Annotated in this window: 16 protein-coding genes; 8 read left to right on the top strand and 8 right to left on the bottom strand. The window is 73.7% G+C overall.

Annotation, left to right across the window (positions count from 1 at the left end):
• Positions 1-98: 98 nt before the first annotated feature.
• The gene (locus tag ABD841_RS08630; protein ID WP_344969566.1) at positions 99-593 is read right to left on the bottom strand and encodes a beta-class carbonic anhydrase; all 495 of its coding nucleotides are present in this window, start codon (positions 591-593) and stop codon (positions 99-101) included.
• Between the two features lie 166 nt (positions 594-759).
• Between ABD841_RS08630 and ABD841_RS08625 the strand changes: the two genes are divergently transcribed.
• The gene (locus ABD841_RS08625; protein WP_344969565.1) at positions 760-1,077 is read left to right on the top strand and encodes a hypothetical protein; all 318 of its coding nucleotides are present in this window, start codon (positions 760-762) and stop codon (positions 1,075-1,077) included.
• Positions 1,078-1,150: 73 nt separating this feature from the next.
• Positions 1,151-1,525 (top strand): VOC family protein, encoded by a 375-nt coding sequence (locus ABD841_RS08620; RefSeq protein ID WP_344969563.1) that lies wholly within the window; start codon positions 1,151-1,153, stop codon positions 1,523-1,525.
• A gap of 264 nt (positions 1,526-1,789) precedes the next feature.
• On the opposite strand, the gene ABD841_RS08615 is transcribed toward ABD841_RS08620, so the two are convergent.
• Both ABD841_RS08615 and ABD841_RS08610 read right to left on the bottom strand, forming a co-directional pair.
• Positions 1,790-4,294 (bottom strand): DNA gyrase/topoisomerase IV subunit A, encoded by a 2,505-nt coding sequence (locus ABD841_RS08615; protein ID WP_344969562.1) that lies wholly within the window; start codon positions 4,292-4,294, stop codon positions 1,790-1,792.
• A 257-nt stretch (positions 4,295-4,551) separates the two neighbouring features.
• Entirely contained in the window at positions 4,552-5,151 is a 600-nt protein-coding gene (locus ABD841_RS08610; RefSeq protein WP_344969561.1) for a GNAT family N-acetyltransferase, read from the bottom strand.
• Positions 5,152-5,338: 187 nt separating this feature from the next.
• Here ABD841_RS08610 and ABD841_RS08605 point away from each other — a divergent pair, with 187 nt between their 5' ends.
• Positions 5,339-6,160 carry a TauD/TfdA dioxygenase family protein gene (locus ABD841_RS08605; protein ID WP_344969559.1) on the top strand — a complete coding sequence of 274 codons (822 nt, stop codon included), beginning with the start codon at positions 5,339-5,341 and terminating at the stop codon, positions 6,158-6,160.
• A gap of 295 nt (positions 6,161-6,455) precedes the next feature.
• Complete coding sequence (locus tag ABD841_RS08600; protein WP_344969633.1) at positions 6,456-8,525, top strand: RecQ family ATP-dependent DNA helicase; 2,070 nt, start codon at positions 6,456-6,458, stop codon at positions 8,523-8,525.
• A 28-nt stretch (positions 8,526-8,553) separates the two neighbouring features.
• On the opposite strand, the gene ABD841_RS08595 is transcribed toward ABD841_RS08600, so the two are convergent.
• Positions 8,554-8,838, bottom strand: coding sequence for a hypothetical protein (locus ABD841_RS08595; protein ID WP_344969558.1), 285 nt, complete (start codon positions 8,836-8,838; stop codon positions 8,554-8,556).
• Between the two features lie 490 nt (positions 8,839-9,328).
• Positions 9,329-10,222, bottom strand: coding sequence for a carbohydrate kinase family protein (locus ABD841_RS08590; RefSeq protein WP_344969557.1), 894 nt, complete (start codon positions 10,220-10,222; stop codon positions 9,329-9,331).
• Positions 10,223-10,410: 188 nt separating this feature from the next.
• On the opposite strand from ABD841_RS08590, the gene ABD841_RS08585 reads away from it, so the two are divergent.
• The 4 genes from ABD841_RS08585 to ABD841_RS08570 all read left to right on the top strand — a co-directional run bounded on the left by ABD841_RS08585 (position 10,411) and on the right by ABD841_RS08570 (position 15,736).
• Positions 10,411-13,029 (top strand): bifunctional acetate--CoA ligase family protein/GNAT family N-acetyltransferase, encoded by a 2,619-nt coding sequence (locus ABD841_RS08585; RefSeq protein ID WP_344969555.1) that lies wholly within the window; start codon positions 10,411-10,413, stop codon positions 13,027-13,029.
• A gap of 198 nt (positions 13,030-13,227) precedes the next feature.
• A complete protein-coding gene (locus ABD841_RS08580; RefSeq protein ID WP_344969554.1) occupies positions 13,228-13,815 on the top strand; it encodes a DUF5998 family protein in 588 nt (195 codons plus the stop codon).
• Positions 13,812-14,927: an alkaline phosphatase family protein gene (locus ABD841_RS08575; RefSeq protein WP_344969553.1), complete on the top strand. Its 1,116-nt coding sequence runs from the start codon at positions 13,812-13,814 to the stop codon at positions 14,925-14,927. Before ABD841_RS08580 ends, ABD841_RS08575 begins: the two co-directional genes overlap by 4 nt.
• Complete coding sequence (locus ABD841_RS08570) at positions 14,924-15,736, top strand: sulfurtransferase (RefSeq protein WP_344969551.1); 813 nt, start codon at positions 14,924-14,926, stop codon at positions 15,734-15,736. The genes ABD841_RS08575 and ABD841_RS08570 overlap by 4 nt, the downstream gene beginning before the upstream one ends.
• Here ABD841_RS08570 and ABD841_RS08565 read toward each other — a convergent pair.
• From ABD841_RS08565 to ABD841_RS08555, 3 genes are read right to left on the bottom strand one after another with little or no spacing between them, the layout of a single operon-like run.
• Positions 15,676-18,414 carry a CHAT domain-containing protein gene (locus tag ABD841_RS08565; protein ID WP_344969550.1) on the bottom strand — a complete coding sequence of 913 codons (2,739 nt, stop codon included), beginning with the start codon at positions 18,412-18,414 and terminating at the stop codon, positions 15,676-15,678. The two genes, ABD841_RS08570 and ABD841_RS08565, sit on opposite strands and share 61 nt — an antisense overlap.
• Positions 18,415-18,879, bottom strand: a complete 465-nt coding sequence (locus ABD841_RS08560; RefSeq protein ID WP_344969549.1) for a hypothetical protein — start codon at positions 18,877-18,879, stop codon at positions 18,415-18,417. It lies immediately after the preceding gene.
• Positions 18,876-19,448, bottom strand: a complete 573-nt coding sequence (locus ABD841_RS08555; RefSeq protein ID WP_344969547.1) for an RNA polymerase sigma factor — start codon at positions 19,446-19,448, stop codon at positions 18,876-18,878. The genes ABD841_RS08560 and ABD841_RS08555 overlap by 4 nt, the downstream gene beginning before the upstream one ends.
• Positions 19,449-19,502 lie beyond the last annotated feature (54 nt).

Below are 19,502 nucleotides of genomic sequence, written 5' to 3'. Positions count from 1 at the left end.
CGCGGACCACAAAGACCCACAAGGCACAGGGGCCTGCGCCGACCACAGGACCCTTGCTCGGACAGGGTTCCCGCGCGGTCGCCGGGGCCGTGTGGATCTCAGAGTTCGATCGGGGTCAGCTTCCCGGTGCGGACGTCGTAGATGGCGCCGCCGACCGGCATGCCCGGGGGGAGGAACGGGCTGGTCTTGATCTTGGTGAGATCGTGGCGCAGCGCCGCGTCCTGGTCGGGGACCGTGTGGAAGTCCAGGCTCCGGGTGTCCACCCCGCGCCCGGCGGCGATCGCGTGCACGTCGTCGTCGGTCACCTTGTTCATGCCGCAGTCCGTGTGCGGCATGACCATCACCCGCTCGACCCCCAGCAGGTAGACCGCCAGCACGAGCGTGCGCAGCACGTCGTCGGTGACTCGGGCCCCGGCGTTGCGCAGGATCTTGGCGTCCCCGGGCTTCAGGCCGAACACGCCCAGCGGGTCGATCCGCGAGTCCATGCAGGTGACCACGGCGAGGCCACGCGCGGCCCTACCGGTCAGTGCGGCGTCGGAGAACGTGGCGGAGAACTCCTCGTTGGCGGCCAGCAGGTCGTCAAAGGCAGTCACGTCAAGCCCCTCAGTCGGTGGAACCAGCGAGATTAATCATGCTTCATGCCCGTTTCACGAACGTTTCCGGGTCCTCATCGCGTCGCGACTTGGCGAAGGTCCCACAATCTTCCCTGACTATACGTGATGATGTCGTGACGCAGAGTGTGGAAATGTGGAGAGGGTTATGAGCAGGAGTGAATCGCTGGCCGAATACCTTCGTGACCAGGGTAGGCGGAAGCTGGACCGGGTCGAGGTCCGGGACGGGGGGCGCAACGCCCGCTCCGCGCTGGCCCTGCTCGACGCGGCCGTCTACACCCGCTCACTGGAGGACGACGACCCGCTCCTGCTCGCTCTCGTCGAGGCGGGGTGTTTCGGCCCGTACGGGTGCGGGGAGTTCCGGCCGACCGGGGAGGTGACCGGGGTCGTCCGCTCCTGGGAGTCGGGTGAGCCCTGGCAGTTGCTGATGTCGATCCGGTCCGCGCTCCAGGGGGCGCCGGTCTGATCGGCGCCAGGGGTCGTTGAGGTTCCGGTGACACCTCCATAGTATTTTCACTGGTGTCATATCAGGAGGAACCATGGCAATCGCGCGGATGAGGTCGGTCGTTCTCGACTGTCCCGACCCCAAGCAGCTGGCCGATTTCTACAGTGCCCTGCTGGGCTGGCAGATCACCAGCGTCGAGCCCGACTGGGTGGTGGTCACCGACGGCGCACCGGTGCGGCTCTGCTTCCAGATGGTGCCCGACTACCGGCCGCCCGAGTGGCCGGGCGCGGAACGGCCCCAGCAACTCCATCTTGACCTGACGGTGGACGACCTCGGCGAGGCCGAGGCGAGCGCGCTCACGCTCGGCGCGCTCAAGCATCCCCACCAGCCGAGCGAGGACGACAGTTTCCGGGTCTATCTCGACCCCGCCGGGCATCCGTTCTGCCTCTGCGTCGATTCGGCGTCCTGAGCCCGCTCAGGGCCGTGTGCGGTCACGCGCGGCCCGCTCCCGCGCGTACGGGGCGTCTCGGTGGCGCCTCATGGCCCGGAGAGGCCGGGAGCGGCGCCTCGTGAGGCCCGGAGAGGCCGGGAGCGGCGCCTCGTGAGCCGGGGGCCGGGAAACGCGCGGGCCCCCGCCGGGGTGGCGGGGGCCCGTGTCCGACCGGGTGCTTTCACCGCGGGCCCGCACACCGGCGAAGGAGGCCGGGGCCCGCGTCCGGCCGCGTTTTCTCCGTCACTCCTCGGCGGACGCGGAGGCGTCCGGGGCGGTCCCGGAGGCCGGCCCCGGGTCGGCACCGAGGGCGCCACCCACCGCCGCCACGCTGTGAGTGAGCCGGACACCCGAGCCGTCGCGGCGGCCGAGCTCCTCGGGGAGCGGCACGGGCTTGCCGACGGCCGAGACCGCGCGGGCCGGGGCCGGCCCGGCCCAGGCGAGCAGCAGCACGTCTTCACCCTTGAGGAACCGCTGGACGCGGACGCCGCCGGTGCCGCGGCCCTTGGGCGGATATTCGGCGAAGTCGGAGACCTTGGCCCCGCCCGTCTGGGTGCCGGGCAGCGCGGTGGAAGAGCCCGCGATCGTCACGACGCGCGACTCGCGCGCCGGGTCGACCGCGCCGAACCAGATCACCGAGGCGCCGCCGTCGAGCCGGATGCCGGCCATGCCGCCCGCCGGGCGGCCCTGCGGGCGGACCACCGAGGCCGGGTAGCGCAGCAGCTGGGCGTCGGAGGTGATGAAGACCAGGTCGTGGTCCTCGCTCGTCAGCTCCACCGCTCCCACCACGGTGTCGCCCTCCTTGAGCCCGATCACCTCGAAGTCGTCGCGGTTGGCCGGGTAGTCGGGGACGACCCGCTTGACCACGCCCTGCGCGGTGCCGAGCGCCAGGCCCGGCCCGTCCGGGTCGAGCGAGCCGATGCCGACGACCGTCTCGCCCGGGTTGAAGGTGACGTACTCCGAGACCGGGTGACCGCCGGACAGCGACGGCGGGTTGGCGGAGGGCGGCAGCGTCGGCAGGTCGACCACCTGGACGCGGATCATCCGTCCCTGGTTGGTCACCACGCCGACCTCGCCTCGCACCGTGCTCCTGACGACGGATATCAGCACGTCGTGGGCCGACCGGTTACCGTCGCCGGGCAGCGGGGTCGCGTCGGGGGTGCGGGCCAGCAGGCCGGTCGAGGAGTACAGCACCAGGCAGGGGTCGTCGGCCACCTCCAGCGGGACCGAGACGTTCCGTGTGACGCCGGAGGACTCCAGCAGCACCGTGCGGCGGGGCGTGCCGAAGGTCTTGGAGACCTGGGCGAGCTCGTCGGAGACGACCTTGCGGAGCTTGGCGTCGGAGGACAGGATCGCGGTCAGCTCGGCGATCTCGTCGCGCAGGGTCTGGCCCTCGCGCTCCAGTTCCAGCTTGTCGTAGCGGGTCAGGCGGCGCAGCGGGGTGTCGAGGATGTAGTTGGCCTGGATCTCGGTCAGCTCGAAGACCTGCGTCAGGCGTTCACGGGCCTGGGCGGAGTCGTCGGAGGAGCGGATGACCTGGATGACCTCGTCGATGTTGAGCAGGGCGACGATGAGGCCCTCGACGAGGTGCAGTCGCTCCTCGCGCTTGCGGCGGCGGTGCTCCGAGCGGCGGCGGACCACGTCGATGCGGTGGTCGACGTAGACCTGGAGCAGCTCGCGCAGGCCCAGGGTGCGGGGCTGGCCGTCGACCAGCGCGACGTTGTTGATGCCGAAGGTCTCCTCCATCGGAGTGAGCCGGTAGAGCTCCTCCAGCACGGCCTCGGGGATGAAGCCGTTCTTGATCTCGATGACCAGGTTGAGGCCCTTGTGACGGTCGCTGAGGTCCTTCAGGTCGGAGATGCCCTGGAGCTTCTTGGCGGTGACCAGCTCCTTGATCTTGGTCACCACGCGCTCCGGGCCGACGTTGAACGGCAGCTCGGTGACGACGATGCCCTTGCGGCGGGGGCTGACCTGTTCGATGGCGCACCTGGCGCGCATCCGGAAGGTGCCCCGGCCCTTGGCGTACGCGTCGCGGATGCCGTCGAGGCCGATGATCGTGCCGCCGGTCGGCAGGTCGGGGCCAGGGACGAACCGCATCAGCTCGTCGAGGGTCGCGTCGGGCTTCTTGATCAGGTGGCGGGCCGCCGCGACGACCTCGACCAGGTTGTGCGGCGCCATGTTGGTGGCCATGCCGACCGCGATGCCGGTGGCCCCGTTCACCAGCAGGTTCGGGAAGGCCGACGGCATGACCGTGGGCTCGGTCTCCTGGCCGTCGTAGTTGGGTTTGAAGTCGACCGTGTCCTCGTCGATCGACTGCACCATCGCCATGGCCGCCGCGCCCAGGCGGGCCTCGGTGTAGCGCATCGCGGCGGGCAGGTCGTCGGGGGAGCCGAAGTTGCCGTGCCCGTCGACCAGCGGCAGGCGCATCGAGAACGGCTGGGCCATGCGGACCAGCGCGTCGTAGATGGCGGTGTCGCCGTGCGGGTGGAGCTTGCCCATCACGTCGCCGACGACCCGTGACGACTTGACGTGGCCCCGGTCGGGCCGCAGGCCCATCTCGCTCATCGAGTAGAGGATGCGGCGCTGGACCGGCTTGAGGCCGTCTCGGGCGTCGGGCAGCGCACGCTGGTAGATCACCGAGTATGCGTATTCGAGGAAGCTGGTGCGCATCTCGGTGGAAACGTCGATGTCGACGATCCGCTCCTCGAAGCCCTCGTCGGTCGGGGGTGTGGTCGTCCGTCGAGCCATCTGATTTCCTGCGCGGACGCCTCGGCCATCAGACCGAGGGGGAGCGCATCCTCCTTTTCGTCTTCGTGTGTGTCCGTGGCCGTCGGCTCGCTGGGAGAGCCCCCGGCCGGGGTGCGTGGCGGGAGGCCGGTGAGGGGATGGCCGGACATCGCGCCGAGACTCGATACCATACCCAGCTCACCCGACACTTCCGGGCCTTCCGCGGCCTGTTCGCGAAGCCTGATCGCGGACAGGCCACGGGGCCCCGCCCGCGAGGGCTATTCGGGACCGGCGGAGCCGGCGTCGTGCGCGCGGGGCCCGGCGCCGGGCCACGGGCCCGGCGGGTCGCCTTCGTACTCGTCACCGGGCACGTTGAGCCTGGTGTCGTAGAGGCGGAAGCCGCGCGCCCGGTAGTTCGCGAGCGCGGCCGGGCCGTCCAGGGAACAGGTGTGCAGCCACACCCGCCGGGTGGGCTCGCGCTCCGGCTGCCGGTCGGCGATGTCCCAGGCGCGGGCCGTGCCGACCTGGAGCAGGTGCCCGCCGACGCCCTTGCCGATCGCCCACGGCAGGAGCCCGAAGGAGGTGATCTCCACGGTCGCGTTCTCCTGCGGGACGAGCTCGACGTAACCGGCCGGGGTGCCGCGGTGGTAGGCCACCCAGGTCTCCACACCGCCGTCCAGCCAGTCGGCCCACTGCCGCCACGTCCACGGCAGCCGCTCGGTCCAGCTCCAGTCGCCGCCGACGGCCGTGTACAGGAAGCGGTTGAACTCGGGCGAGGGCACTTCCGCGCGCAGGGTGTCGATCTCGATCGACGGCGCCTTGGCGTCGATCAGGTCCGCGCGTGAGGTCTGTTCGAGATACCAGGTGGTGACGTCCATAGTGAGTGCATCAAACCACGATGTGGAACATGCCCCGTCCCGTCCTCCCCGCCCCGTGTGCCGGAATGCTTACTTGACCAAGCGGTTGCTTGATTTCGGTGACCGGGTTAGGCTCGGAGAAGAGGCGGGGTAAGGCTGCCCTAACCCTTCCGCCCAGCGTGCGGCCACCGATGGAGGGCGTCCGAAGATGATCGAGTTCAAGCCCGTGACCAGGCACATCGGCGCCGAGGTGAGCGGTGTCGACCTGCGCAAGCCACTGTCGGAGGACGAGGTCCTGCAGATCCGCCGGGGCTGGCTGGAGTACAAGGTCCTCTTCTTCCGCGACCAGCACATCACCGACGAGGAACACATCCGCTTCGCGGAGAACTTCGGCACGATCAACCACCCCGCCTTCAAGAAGGACGGGAGCACCGCCATCCACGTCCTCGACCAGACCGACCCCAAGGGCGAGGGCGGCGACGAGTGGCACAGCGACAACACCTTCGAGCCGGTCCCGCCCATGGGCTCGCTGCTGCGCTGCGTGCAGCTGCCCAGCGTCGGCGGCGACACCCTCTGGGCCAACGCCCAGCTGGCCTACGAGACCCTCTCACCGCCCATCCGGCGGCTGTGCGAGGAGCTCACCGCCATCCACGACATCACCGCCTCGATGAAGAAGGCCATCTCCAAGGGGCACGACTTCGACCTGGCGGAGATCCAGGCCAAGTGGCCGCCGATCGAGCGCCCGGTGGTGCGCGTGCACGCGGAGACCGGGCGGAAGGCGCTCTTCGTCAACCGTGCCTCGACCACCCGGCTGGTGCAGCTGTCCGACCGGGAGAACGAGGCCCTGCTGCCGTACCTGGTCGACCACATCCGCTCGCCCGAGTACCAGGTCCGGCTCACCTGGCGCCCCGGCACCCTGGCGTTCTGGGACAACCGCAGCACCCAGCACTACGCGGTGGCCGACTACACCGAACGGCGCCGCATGCACCGGGTGACGATCAACGCCTTCCCGGAGCACCGGGACGCGTAGCGGCGGACCCGCTCCCCCGCCGCGGAGATCCGCGCCTCGGCACCGGGCCCGGTCCCGGCGTGGACGCCCGCTCTCCCGGTACGGCCCGCGCTCCTCCGGAGGCGGGCCCGCGCCTCCGGTACGGCCTGCGCGCCTCCGGTACGAGATCTCTCCTCCGGCGCCGGTCCGCCCCTCCGGTACGTACGCCGTCGGCGGCGGCATCGCGCACCGTGCCGGAGCCGGGCGGGCCCTCGTCCCGTACCGAGGCGAACAGTCACCCGGACCTGGTACCAATGACCGGGTGAGCGAAGAGTTGATGCTGCGGGAAGAGGCCGAGGAGCGGCTGCGGGCGCTCGCCGGGGAGCACGCCCGGCTGCGCGACGACCAGTGGGCCGCCATCAAGGCGCTGGTCATGGACCGGCGCCGGGTGCTCGTGGTGCAGCGCACCGGCTGGGGCAAGTCGGCGGTCTACTTCATCGCCACCGCGCTCCTGCGCGAGCTCGGCGAGGGGCCGACCGTCATCGTGTCGCCGCTGCTGGCCCTGATGCGCAACCAGATCGCCGCCGCCGAGCGCGCCGGGATCCACGCGGTCACGGTCAACTCGGCCAACCCGGAGGAGTGGGAGCAGGTCTACGGCCAGGTCGCCGAGGGCCTGGTCGACGTGTTGCTGGTCAGCCCCGAGCGGCTCAACAACCCCGACTTCCGCGACCAGGTGCTGCCCGAGCTGGCCGAGAGCGCGGGCCTGGTCGTGGTCGACGAGGCGCACTGCATCTCCGACTGGGGTCACGACTTCCGCCCCGACTACCGGCGGCTGCGCACCCTGTTCGACGACCTTCCCGAGGGCGTGCCGGTCCTGGCCACCACCGCCACGGCCAACGCCCGGGTCACCCGTGACGTCGCCGAGCAGATGGGCGAGGAGACCCTGGTGCTGCGCGGGCCCCTGGAGCGCGAGAGCCTCCACCTGTCGGTGGTGCGCCTGCGCGGCGCCGAGCAGCGCCTGGCCTGGCTCGCCCGGACGCTGCACGAGCTCCCCGGCTCCGGCATCGTCTACACCCTCACCGTGGCCGCCGCCCAGGAGATCGCCGCCTACCTCCGCGAGCAGGGGCACGAGGTGATCGCCTACTCCGGGCAGACCGAGCAGGCCGAGCGACTCGCCGCCGAACAGGCGCTGCTCGACAACAAGATCAAGGCGCTGGTCGCCACGTCCGCGCTGGGCATGGGCTACGACAAGCCCGACCTCGGCTTCGTCGTGCACGTCGGCGCGCCGCCGTCGCCGGTGGCGTACTACCAGCAGGTCGGCCGGGCCGGCCGCGGCGTGGAGCGGGCCGAGGTGATCCTGCTCCCCGGCGCGGAAGACCGCGACATCTGGGCCTACTTCGCCTCCCTGGCCTTTCCCCCCGAGCCGGTCGTGCGGGCCGTGCTCGCCGCGCTGGAGGAGGGCGGGGTGATGTCCACCGCGGCCCTGGAGAACCGGGTGGACCTCAGTAGGAGCCGGCTGGAGACCATGCTGAAGGTCCTCGACGTCGACGGCGCGGTGCGCCGGGTGAAGGGCGGCTGGGAGTCCACCGGCGAGCCGTGGGCCTACGACGCCGAGCGCTACGCCCGGGTCGCCGCCGAGCGCGAGGCCGAGCAGCGGGCCATGCTCGAGTATCTCGACACCACCGGGTGTCGCGAGGAGTTCCTGCGCCGCCGCCTCGACGACGCCGCGGCCACCCCGTGCGGGCGCTGCGACAACTGCACCGGCGCGCACCGCTCGCCCGAGGTGGAGGAGGGGGCGGTGCGGTCCGCGGCCGACCGGCTGCGCAGGCCCGGTGTGGAGATCGAGCCGCGCCGGCAGTGGCCGACCGGGCTCGCCGACCTCAGGGGCCGGATCAAGCCGGAGCTGGGCGCCGAGACGGGCCGGGCGCTGGGCCGGCTCACCGACATCGGCTGGGGCAACCGGCTGCGCGGCCTGTTCGCCGCCGGGGCGCCCGACGGGCCGGTCCCCGACGACGTCTTCGCCGCCGTGGTCAAGGTGCTCTCGTCGTGGGACTGGGCGCAGCGCCCGTCCGGCGTGGTCGCGGTGCCCTCGGCCACCCGGCCCCAGCTGGTCCGCAGCCTGGCCGAGCGGCTGGCCCAGGTGGGCCGCCTGGCCTACCTGGGTGACCTCGGCTACCGCTCGGGCCCGCCGGGACGGCAGTTCAACAGCGCGCAGCGGGTCCAGGCCGTCCGGGCCACCCTCGCCATGCCGGCGGCCCTGGGCGCGGCCGTGGCCTCGACCGGCGGGCCGGTCCTGCTGGTCGACGACCTCGTCGACACGGGCTGGACGATGACCCTGGGGGCCGCCATGCTCCGTCACGCCGGGGCCCCGGCCGTGCTGCCCCTCGCCCTGGCCGTCACCGGTTAGCGAGCCGGCTCCGAGATCCCGCGCCGCCTCACCCCCGGGAGAGAAGCCCGGGGCGTGGGAACGCGTGCAGGGCGAGGGCGGCGGCCAGGGGCAGCGTCCCGGCCAGGGCCGCCGCGGCCAGCTGCCGCGGGCCGATCCGCCGGACTGCCAGGACGAGCAGGACCACCGCGAGCAGCGGCAGCGCGATCGTCCGGGTGAGCGTCGCCGCCGCGAACAGCGGGCCCGCCCCCGTGGCGGCCCGTGTCGGGAGCCGGGGCGACCACATGAGCGTGGTGAGCCCGGCGACGATCAGGAAGACGAACAGCGTGTCCAACAGGACCGCGTGCTCCAGCCGGGCGTCGGCGGCGTCGGCGGCGTCGGCGTCGGCGGGGGAGTCGGTGCGCCGCCGGACGTAGGCGAGGATGTCGGGGTAGTGCGCGGTGTAGATCTCCTCGAAGCGTTGCTGAGGTCAGGGGGGCCCACGCTGTTCCCTCTCGTCGGGGACTCTTTCCCTCCTTACGTGTCCGGACGCCACGGGTTGTTTCATCCCCGACGAAAAAAACTTAGACAGGTTGAACGGCGCAGAGAGCTGTTCAGCGTTTCTTTCTGCCCTTTAAACCCTTTATAGGGCCTTAAGTCGGACTCCGGCTCGATCCCGTGCGGAGGTCCGGCCGCGCAGCGCGCAGGTGGAGCCGGGCACGGGAAGTGCCCCTCGGAGACTCGCCCTCCCGCACCCGGACCCCGGCCGGAAAGCCGGAGACAGGGGCGCGGCGGCCTTACCGGATCAAGCGGGCCCGGCCGGGAGGCCCCCTCGCCTCACCCGGTCAGAGGCGGGGGCGGGCGCCCAGGTGGGAGATGGCCCTGGCGGCCAGGTGGCAGCCGGCGGCCAGCGCCTCGGCCGGGGGCTTGCCGCCCAGCCAGGCCGGCAGGAACCCGGCGGTGAAGGCGTCGCCCGCGCCGGTGCCGTCGACCACACGCTCCACGGCGTCGGCGGGCGCCTTCACCGGCTCCGGGCGGTTGTTGCTGTACCACAGCGCGCCCTCGTCGCCGAGCTTGACGACGACCTGCGGGAACCAGGCGGTGAGCACCTTGGCCGCCGCGGCGGCGTCGTCGCGACCGGTCAGGACCTTGGCCTGGTCGGCGTTGGCGAACAGCAGCTTGGCGCTCTGGGTCCACTCCAGGAACGGCTCGGCCCCGGTGCGCTCCAGCGGAGCCGAGGAGGAGCAGTCGACCGAGATGGACATTCCCGCGCGGTGGGCCATCTCCAGGGCGGCGAGGCCCGCCTCGCGGGACCCCTCGTTGATCAGCGTGTAGCCGGACAGGTGCAGGTGGGCACCCTGGGTGAACAGGTCGCGGGGCAGGTCCTCGGGCGAGAGCGCGGCGTTGGCGCCGGGGTCGGACAGCATGGTGCGCTCGCCCTTGTGGGTGATGAGCACGACGCAGGTGCCGGTCGGGCGCTCGGGATCCATGACGAGGCGGGCGTCGACGCCGTAACCCATCAGCTCCATGTCGCGGTTGCGGCCGGTGATGTCGGCGCCGCGGCGGCCGATGAAGGCGACCTCGGTGCCCTCCACGGCGAGCCAGGAGGCGATGTTGGCCCCCGAGCCGCCGCCGTGCATGGTGACGATCGCCGGTGTGTCACTGGCCCTGGCCAGTGGGTAGCGGGCCCGCGCGACCGCGTCGGTCATGAGATCGCCCACCACGACCACCCGCGTCATGATGTCACCACCTTGCTGCCTTCGATGCCTACGTGCCTTGTGGACATGCCTGTAGCCGCGAAAAACTTAACAGCTTCCGGCCAGCGTATGGGGTCTTGAACGGAGACCGGACCATAGTCGATGCACAAGCGTTGCGTGAATTCGACCGGTTCGTCCGTCATGTGGGATTCACGTCTACTCTCGGGACTGTGGAGGCTGCACAGTACCCCGCTCACTGGGAGGCGGACGTCGTCCTGTCGGACGGCGGAACCGCGCATGTACGCCCGATCCGGCCCGCCGACGCCGATCGGCTGCGTTCCTTCTACAGCCGGCTGTCCGATGAGTCGATCTACTTCCGTTTCTTCGGGCCCAGACCCCGGCTCTCGGACCGGGAGATCACCTGGTTCACCAACGTCGACTACGTCGACCGGGTGGCGCTGATCGCGACGATCGGCACCGAGATGGTGGCGGTGATCCGCTACGACCGGATCGAGCCGGCGGAGGCGGAGGTGGCGTTCCTCGTCGAGGACGCCCACCAGGGCCGGGGGGTCGCCTCGGTGCTGCTCGAACACCTGGCCGCGACCGCGCGGGAGCGGGGGATCGCCCGCTTCATCGCCGACGTGCTGCCCGCCAACCAGAAGATGATGGCGGTGCTCAAACAGGCCGGCTACACCGCGCAGAGCCGCTTCGCCGACGGCGTCGTCCGGATGACCCTCGACCTCACCCCGACCGAGACCGCCCAGGAGGTGACCGCCTCCCGCGAGCACCGCGCCGAGGCCCGCTCCATCGAGCGGCTGCTCTCCCCGGGCTCGGTGGCGGTCGTCGGCGCGGGCCGCGAGCCGGGCGGCGTCGGCCAGACCGTGCTGCGCAACCTGCTCGCCGCCGACTTCACCGGCCCGGTCTACCCGGTGCACCGTGAGGCGCGGGCGGTCGCCGGGGTACGGGCCTACCCGAGCGTGACGGCCATCGACGGCGAGGTCGACCTCGCCGTGCTCGCCGTACCGGCCGAAGGCGTGATCGACGTGGTGAAGGAGTGCGCGCAGAAAGGCGTGCGCGGGCTGATCGTGGTCTCCTCCGGGTTCGGCGAGACCGGGCCCGAGGGGCGGGCCAGGCAGGACGAGCTGGTGCGCATCGCCCACGCGTACGGGTTGCGCGTCGTCGGCCCCAACTGCCTCGGCATCGCCAACACCGACCCGTCGGTCCGGCTGAACGCCACGCTCGCCGCGACCGTCCCGGGGCGCGGGCGGGTCGGCTTCTTCAGCCAGTCCGGCGCCCTGGGCACCGCGCTGCTGCAGCGGGTGGCGGAGCGCGGCATGGGCATCTCCTCGTTCGTGTCCGCGGGCAACCGCGCCGACGTCTCCGGCAACGACCTGCTCCAGTACTGGGAGGAGGACCCGAACACCGACGTGATCCTGCTCTACCTGGAGTCGCTGGGGAACCCGCGCAAGTTCGCCCGCCTGGCCCGGCGCATCTCGCGGCGCAAACCGATCGTGGTCATCAAGAGCGGCAGCGCCACCCAGAACGTCCCCACCGGCCACGCCGCCCCCATCCTCGGCCTGCCCGACAGCGCCCTCAGCGCCCTGTTCGAGCAGGCCGGGGTGATCAGGGTGGACGACCTGATCCAGCAGTTCGACGTGGCCCAGCTCCTGGCCTACCAGCCGCTGCCCGCCGGGCCCAGGGTCGGCCTGGTGAGCAACTCCGACGCGCTGGCGCTGCTCGCGGCCGACGCCTGCGTGCGCGCCGGTCTGGAACCCCAGGCGCCGATCAACCTCGGCGCCCGGGCGGGCGCGGCGGAGTTCGGCGAGGCTCTGACCGCGGTGATCCCGGACGTGGACGCGGTGGTCGCCATCTACATGCCGCCCATTCCCGGGCGGGCCGACGAGGTCGCCGCCGAGTTGCTGCGGGTCTCCCACGGCTCCGGCAAGCCGGTGCTGACCACGTTCGAGGGCAGGATCGGCATGCTCCGGGAGCTGCGGGTCGGCACCGCCCCCGAGCGGGGATCGATCCCCTCCTACGCGGCGCCCGAGGAGGCGGTACGCGCGCTCGCCCACGTCGTGCGGTACGCGCGCTGGCTGGAGCGGCCCCCGGGCCTGCCCGAGGAGATCGAGGGCATCGACGCCGCCGCGGCCCGGGACTTCGTCCTCGCCCGGCTCGGCGAGGCCCCGACCGAGGTCGACGCCTCGGAGCTGCTCGCCTGCTACGGGGTGGACGTCTGGCCGTCCACGGTGGTGGCCTCGCCCGAGGAGGCCGTCGCCGCGGCGGCCGGGCTCGGCTGGCCGGTCGTGCTGAAGGCCGCCGACCCGGAGGCGGCCAAGCGCGCCGGGACCGTGCGACTGGGGCTGGCCGGCCCCGACGGGGTACGCGACGCCTTCGCCGATCTGACCCGCCAGCTCGGGCCCGACGTGGTGCTCGCGGTGCAGCGGATGGCGCCGCAGCCCGCGGTGCCCGCCCTGGCCAGCGTGATGGAGGATCCCGCGTTCGGCGCCGTGGTCTCCTTCGGGCTCGGCGAGGTGACCGCGCGGTTGCTGCGCGACGAGGCGTACCGGCTGGCGCCGCTGACCCGCGAGGACGCGGCGGCCCTGGTCAGGTCGCCGCGCACGGCCCCCCTGCTCTTCGGCGAGTACGGCTACCCGCCGGTGGCGGTCGGGGCACTGGAGACGCTGCTGATCCGCCTCGGCCGGCTGGCCGACGACCTGCCCGAGGTGGCGCGACTCGACCTCGACCCGGTGCTGGTGGGGGAGGACGAGGTGATCGTGCTGGGCGCCCGCGCCGTGCTCCGCAGCCCCGAAGGCCCCCGCCCCGACGGTGGTCCCCGCCGCCTGCGCTGACCGCCCCGCTCCGCCGTCCGTCCCCGCCACCCCGGCACCGGCCCGCGGGGACGGGTCGCCCGGCCTCCGTTGCGAGACGGGGTGGTGATCTCCGTCCTGAGACGGGGCGGCGGCGCGGAACGATCACGATTCGCACCACGGGCCCGGCCCGGCCCGCTCAGGGTGAAAGCGCTGCCCCGGACAGGGCAGGATGGACCCATGAGGGAAACCCGACTCTCGTCCACCGGTCTGCGCGAGGCCATCGACCGCAGCGGCTACTACCCCGACCTGGTCGCCGACGCGGTCGAATCCGCCCTGGGCAAGGAGCAGGTGAACGCCTACGTCGTGCACCACGAGGCGACCTTCGACCCGGCCATGGAGGTCCGCAGGCACGTCACGGTGCTGGTGCTCTCGCCCACCCGGCTGCTCGTCTGCCACACCGACGAGCACCCGCCCGCGGAGGGAGCCGCCTCCCACGCGTCCACCACCACCGAGGCCGTGCGCCTGAGCCGGATCCAGTCGGTCGCGGTCACCCGGGTCGTCCCCGATCCCGCCTCGTACGTGCCGGGCGTGCCGCCCACGGAGGTCACGCTGACCATCGGCTGGGGCGCCATCTCCCATGTCGACCTGGAGCCGGCCACCTGCGGCGACGAGAACTGCGAGGCCGACCACGGATACACCGGCGCCGTCACGGCCGACGACCTCTCCCTGCGGGTGAGCGAGGCGGCCGACGGCCCCGAGGCGGTCTCCCACGTGCTGGCCTTCGCCAAGGCACTGTCGGAGGCCACGGCCCGCGCCGCCTCATGACGCCTCTCGTCCCCGCGTACGGCGCGGCCTCCCTCGCGGACCTGTCCTCCTCGCTGCTCGCCGTGGTCGGGATGGGCGAGGCCAACCCCCTCGGTCTCGCCCCGGCCAAGCGCGTCCTGCTCTTCCTCGTCGATGGCATGGGCGCCGAGCTGCTCCGGGCCCATCCGCAGACGGCGCCGTTCCTCTCGTCCCGGCTCGGCAGGGTGCTCACCGCCGGCTTCCCCGCCACCACCGCGACCAGCCTGGGCACCCTCGGCACCGGCATGCCGCCGGGCGAGCACGGCATGCTCGGCTACCAGCTCGCCGTGCCCGGTGCCGGCTACCTGTTCAACTGCCTGAGCTGGACCGGCGCGGGCCCGCCGGTCGAGCCCGCCGAGTGGCAGCCCGTCCCGACCGTCTACGAGCGCGCCGCGGCGGCCGGCGTCCCCATCAGCTACGTCGGCCCCGCCAGGTTCGAGACCACCGGCTTCAACAGGGCCGTCTACCGAGGCGTCACCTTCGTCGGCGCCGACGAGATCGACGAGCGGATCGCCGCGGTCCGCCACGCGCTGGCCGAGCCCCGCGCCCACGTCTCGGTCTACTACGGCGACCTCGACTCCACCGGTCACCGGGACGGCTGGGGCAGCCCCGCCTGGCTCGACCAGCTCGCCCTGGTCGACCGGATGGCCGAGCGCCTGGCCGAGACGCTCCCGCCCGGCTCGGCGATGTACGTCACCGCGGACCACGGCATGGTCAACGTCGCCGACCGGATCGACGTGGACGCCGTCCCGGCGCTGCGCGAGGGCGTCGCCCTGCTGGGCGGCGAGGCCAGGGCCCGGCACGTCTACGCCGAACCGGGCCGGGCCGGAGCCGTCCTCGACACCTGGCGCGGCGTCCTCGCCGGCAGGGCCTGGGTGGTCTCCCGGGAGGAGGCGGTCGACTCCGGCTGGTTCGGGCCCCGCGTCCGCCCCGAGTGGCTGCCGAGGATCGGTGACGTCGTCGCCGTGCCGTACGCGGACACCGCCATCGTCGCCTCGGTCGCCGAGCCGCGCCAATCATCGTTCATCGGCTGTCACGGCTCGCTCACACCCGCAGAACAGTACGTGCCGCTCCTGGAGGTGAGCACCCGTTGAGTCCGCTGATCACTCCTGCCGAACTGGCAGGTCTGGCCGAGGCCACCGTTCTCGACGTGCGGTGGAAGCTCGGCGGGCCGCCCGGGATCGACTCCTACCGCGAGGGGCACATCCCCGGCGCGGTCTTCTGCGACCTGGAGACCGACCTGGCCGCGCCCCCCGGGCGGGGCGGCCGCCACCCGCTCCCCTCGGCGGAGGCGTTCCAGGAGGCGATGCGCCGCCTCGGGGTCTCCGGCTCCCGGCCCGTCGTCGTCTACGACGCCGCCGACTCCACCGCCGCCGCCCGCGCCTGGTGGACCCTGCGCCACTTCGGCCACCCCGACGTGCGCGTCCTCGACGGCGGCCTGCGCGCGTGGGCCGCCGAGGGCAGGCCGCTCGCCGCGGGGGAGGAGACCGCCGAACCCGGTGACTTCACCGCCCGCCCCGGCGGGATGCCCGTGCTCGACGCCGATCAGGCCGGCAGGCTCGCCGCCGACGGGGTGCTTCTGGACGCCCGGGCGGCCGAACGCTACCGCGGTGAGGTCGAGCCGGTCGACCCGGTCGCCGGGCACATCCCCGGCGCGGTGAGCGCGCCCACGGGGGAGAACGTCGACCCCTCCGGCCGTTTCCACCTGCCCGACTTCCTGCGCGAGCGGTTCAACACCCTGGGTGCCGTCCCCGGCGTGGAGGTCGGCGCCTACTGCGGCTCCGGGGTGACGGCCGCCCACCAGGTGCTGGCCCTGGAGGTGGCCGGCATCCCCGCCGCCCTCTACGCCGGATCGTGGTCCGACTGGGTGGGCGACCCCTCCCGGCCGGTCGCCACCGGCTGATCCCCGTACCCGAAGCAGGCGAAACCCGCCACGCCGGTCTTGCCGCCCGCGGCGGCCAGCGCCAGGGCGGGCGGGTCGCCCGCGGCCAGCGCCTCGTGGAAGGCCGTCATCAGGGTCAGGGTCTCCTCGTCACGCACCGGCACCAGGCTGGCGATCACGCACCGCGTGCCCAGCGAGAGGAACGTGCCCGCCAGCCCCAGCGGCGCCCCGTCGGCCGGGGCGTGCGCCATCCCCGCGTCGCAGGCCGACAGCACCACCAACTCGGGCGGGGTGCGCAGCCGCAGCAGGTCGTAGGCCATCAGCGAGCCGTCGTCGAGGCCGATGCTCGACAGCAGCGGGCTGCGCGGGGAGAAGATCCCGTGCGCCGCCAGGTGCGCGACGTCGGCTCGCTCCAGCGCCGCCAGCACCTCTGCCCGCCGCGCGGCCACCCGCTCCGTTCCCGGGTGGCACGCGCCGACCGCGTCCGCCTCGGCGCCGGCGCACCGCAACCCGGGGCCGGCCACCGCCACCACCCGCGCGGGCCGCACGGTCTCCGCGCACCGCGCGCCCCGTACGCCCTCCGCACGCCGTGCGTCCCGCGCTGTCCGCACCCCCCGCGCGCTTCGCGTGGCCTCCGCGCCCTGCGCACTCCCCGCGCCTTTCCCGCTCCCGGTGTTCCGTACGCCTTCCGCGGGCCGGGAAGAGGGCGGGGGCGGTGCCGGGTGGGCCGCCAGCCAGGCCGCGGCGCTCGCCGCCACGGTCACCGGCCGGTCGGCGTTCATCGGCAGGAGCGGCCAGGGCAGCGTGTGCAGCGACCCCGTCGGCACGACCACCAGCGCGCGGTCGCCCACCAGGCCGCGTAGCGGGCCGAAGAGGAGGCGCTCCAGCTCGGCGGCCTCCACCCCGACCTCCGCGCCGGGCCGGATGACCGTCCCGTCGAGCAGGTGAGCCCGGCGCAGGCCGTACCGGAGGCGGACCGTGGCCTCGGCGACGGGCTCGAACGGGCCCAGCCGGCGCAGCGCCACGCGAGCCGGGGTGACCGCTACGGCGATCAGCTCACCGGCGTGGCGGGCGAACTCCACCAGCGCCGACTCCCCGAGCGCGGCCCGGAGCGCGGCCAGCGCGGGCGCGACGGGCCGCCCGCCCCCGGCGACCGCCCGCCACCGCTCGGCCCAGGCCAGCACCGTACGGCCCCGCCCGGTCTCCACGGCCAGGGCCAGCCCCAGCGCGGCCAGCGGTTCACCGGCCCTGACGGCGTGCGCGCGGACCACGGGGTCCTCCAGCGCCCTCGTGTCGGCGCCCACCCGCGCCAGGCCGGCGCGTACCGCGGCGAGCGCCCCGCGCCGGTCTCCCGCCAGCGCCCGCCGCAGCGCCGTCGCCTGGCGGGCCACGCTTCCGGGCGCGGAGCGGATGAGACGGGCCAACTGCCGGTCGGCGGCCGCCCGGTCCTCCAGCCGGAGCGCGACCTCGGCGGCGGTCAGCCTCAGCGCGGCCGAGGCGTTCCGGTGTCCCGCGCTGTCGAGGGTGTCGGCACAGGAGAGCATCTCGGCGAGCAGCTTCCGGCAGGGCGGGCCCAGCGCGAGCCGGGCGCGCAGCAGGACCTCGGCGGCCAGGGGCGCCAGGACCACCCGGCCCTGGGCCGCCAGGCCCGCCGCGGCCAGCTCCGCGTTCTCCCGCGCCCGGCGCGGGTCGCCGGTGTCCAGCTCGACCTGGGCGAGCAGCAGCCGGGCCTCGGCGAGGGCCGCCTCGGCGCCCGCCGCGGCCAGCTCCGGGACCGCCATGTCAAGCAGCGCTCGCGCCTCGCCGGGCAGGTGGGCGGCGACCAGCGCCTCGGCCAGGTCGCAGCGGACGGTGGCCAGACGCTCCGGGTAACCGAGGAGGGTCTCCTCCGCCCGCCGGTAGGCGGTGAACGCGGCCGGCAGGTCGCCGCGCCGCGCCGCCAGGAACGGCAGGTTGCCCTCGGCCAGCGCGAGCACGTGATCCAGGCCCGCGTCCCCGGCCAGCTTCGCGCACCGGCGCAGGTCGGCCTCCGCGGTCCCGAACTCCCCGAGGAACACCCGGGCGAGCCCCCGGTTCAGCATCGCCCCGGCCAGGAACCTGACGTCGTCGCCGAGCACGTCCGTGGCGCGGTCGCAGCGCTCGACGGCCTCGCGGTAGCGGCCGAGCCTGGTCAGCGCCACCGCCCGGTGCACGTCGAGCTTGCCCGCCTCCGCCGGGGTCAGGCCGGGCTCGGCGGCCGCCGCGACGGCCAGGGCCTGCTCCGGGTGCCCGAGCTCGGTGCGGACGTGGACCAGTGAGAGGCGCGCCTGGGCCGCCCGGTGCGGCAGTCCGGCGGTGAGCGCCACATCCACCGCGAGGCCGAGGTGCTCCTCGGCCAGCGGCAGGTCACCCAGCTCCCGCGCCGCCACCGCCAGGGCCCGGTGCCCCACCGCGGCCGCCTCGCACCGCCGGCACCCCGAGCCCCCGGCATCATGGCCGGCGGCCCCGCGGCCGGTGGCCGCCGGGCCCGCCGCGCCTGCGACGGTCGCGACCGCGCCCGGAGAAAGGGCCGCCGTACCCGCGGCGGGGGTCGCCGTACCCGTGCAGGACGGGGGCAGGCAGGCCAGCACGGTGCGCGCGAGCGCGAGCGCGCGGGCCGGGTCACTGCCGGACAGCTCGACCGCGTGCTCGGCGGCGGTGAGTGCCTCGTCGGGGGTCACCTACGGGCGGATCCGGGTCCAGCTGGTGGCCACCGGGGGGTGCTCCGGCCGGTGGCACACCACGCTGAACCAGCCGGGGGGCAGACCGGTGACGGCGAACTGACCCGTGGGGGAGAGCGGGCGTGACTCGGTGACGTGCAGGGTGCGGACCTCGACCAGCGCGCCCACTTCCGGGCAGGGGGAGATCTGGCCCGCCAGGTCGACCAGGCCGTCCAGGGACGACACCTCCAGCTCCACCGTGAGCTCTCCGGCGCTGAACCGCAGCAGCCGGGGGCGCCCGGCCGAGCGCACCCCCTGCGGGAGGGGCGTGGCCACCGGGTGGGCCGTGGTCGCGCCGGGGAGCCGCAGGCCGAAAACCGCACGGGCGGCCTCCGTCACCCGGGCGGGCACCGGGTCGTTGCCGGAGGCCAGGCGGAGCGCGGCTATCAGGAACTCATCGTCGATCGTCGGCGGGTGTCGGGTCACGGTGTCGCCTCCTGGGCGGTGAGCATGGTGCGGAGCCGGTTCAGGCAGCGGCCCCGGGTGGGGCCGTAGCTGCCGCTGGGCATGCCCAGGCGCCCGGCCAGCTGGCGCACGCCCGCGTCGGGGGCACTGGCCATCAGGCGGAACAGCGAGCGGCACGGCTCGTGCATCTCGTCGACGGCCTCCCACAGGCGGCGGCCCTCGTCGGCGGTCAGCACGGCCAGCGCCGGATCGCCGTGGGACTGCCAGGGGTCGGCCGGCGCGGCGCGGGCCTGCTCGGCATCGGCGGGGTCGGCGACCAGCCGCTCACCCCGGTGACGCCTGCCCAGCAGCGCGGCCTCCCGCCTGGCCGTGGTGAACAGCCAGGGACCGATCCGGTCGGGGTCGCGGATGGTGTGCAGGCTCTCGACCAGGCGCAGCCACGTGCCCTGGACCGCGTCCGCGGCGTCCGCCGGGCTCAGGTCGTAGGCGCGGACGACCGACCACAGCGGGCCTGTGAACCGGGCGACCAGCGCGTCCCAGGCCTGCTGGTCGCCCGCCAGGACGCCGTCGATCGTGCGCTGGTCACTCACCGGCACCTCCGGAACCCCATGAACACTTTACGTGTTCATCCGAATACTCTGGGT

It is taken from the genome of Streptosporangium fragile, assembly GCF_039534445.1.
GTDB classification, from domain to species: domain Bacteria; phylum Actinomycetota; class Actinomycetes; order Streptosporangiales; family Streptosporangiaceae; genus Streptosporangium; species Streptosporangium fragile.
The sequence above is the reverse complement of the archived record's forward strand: the minus strand, read 5'-3'. Positions and strand labels throughout refer to the sequence as shown.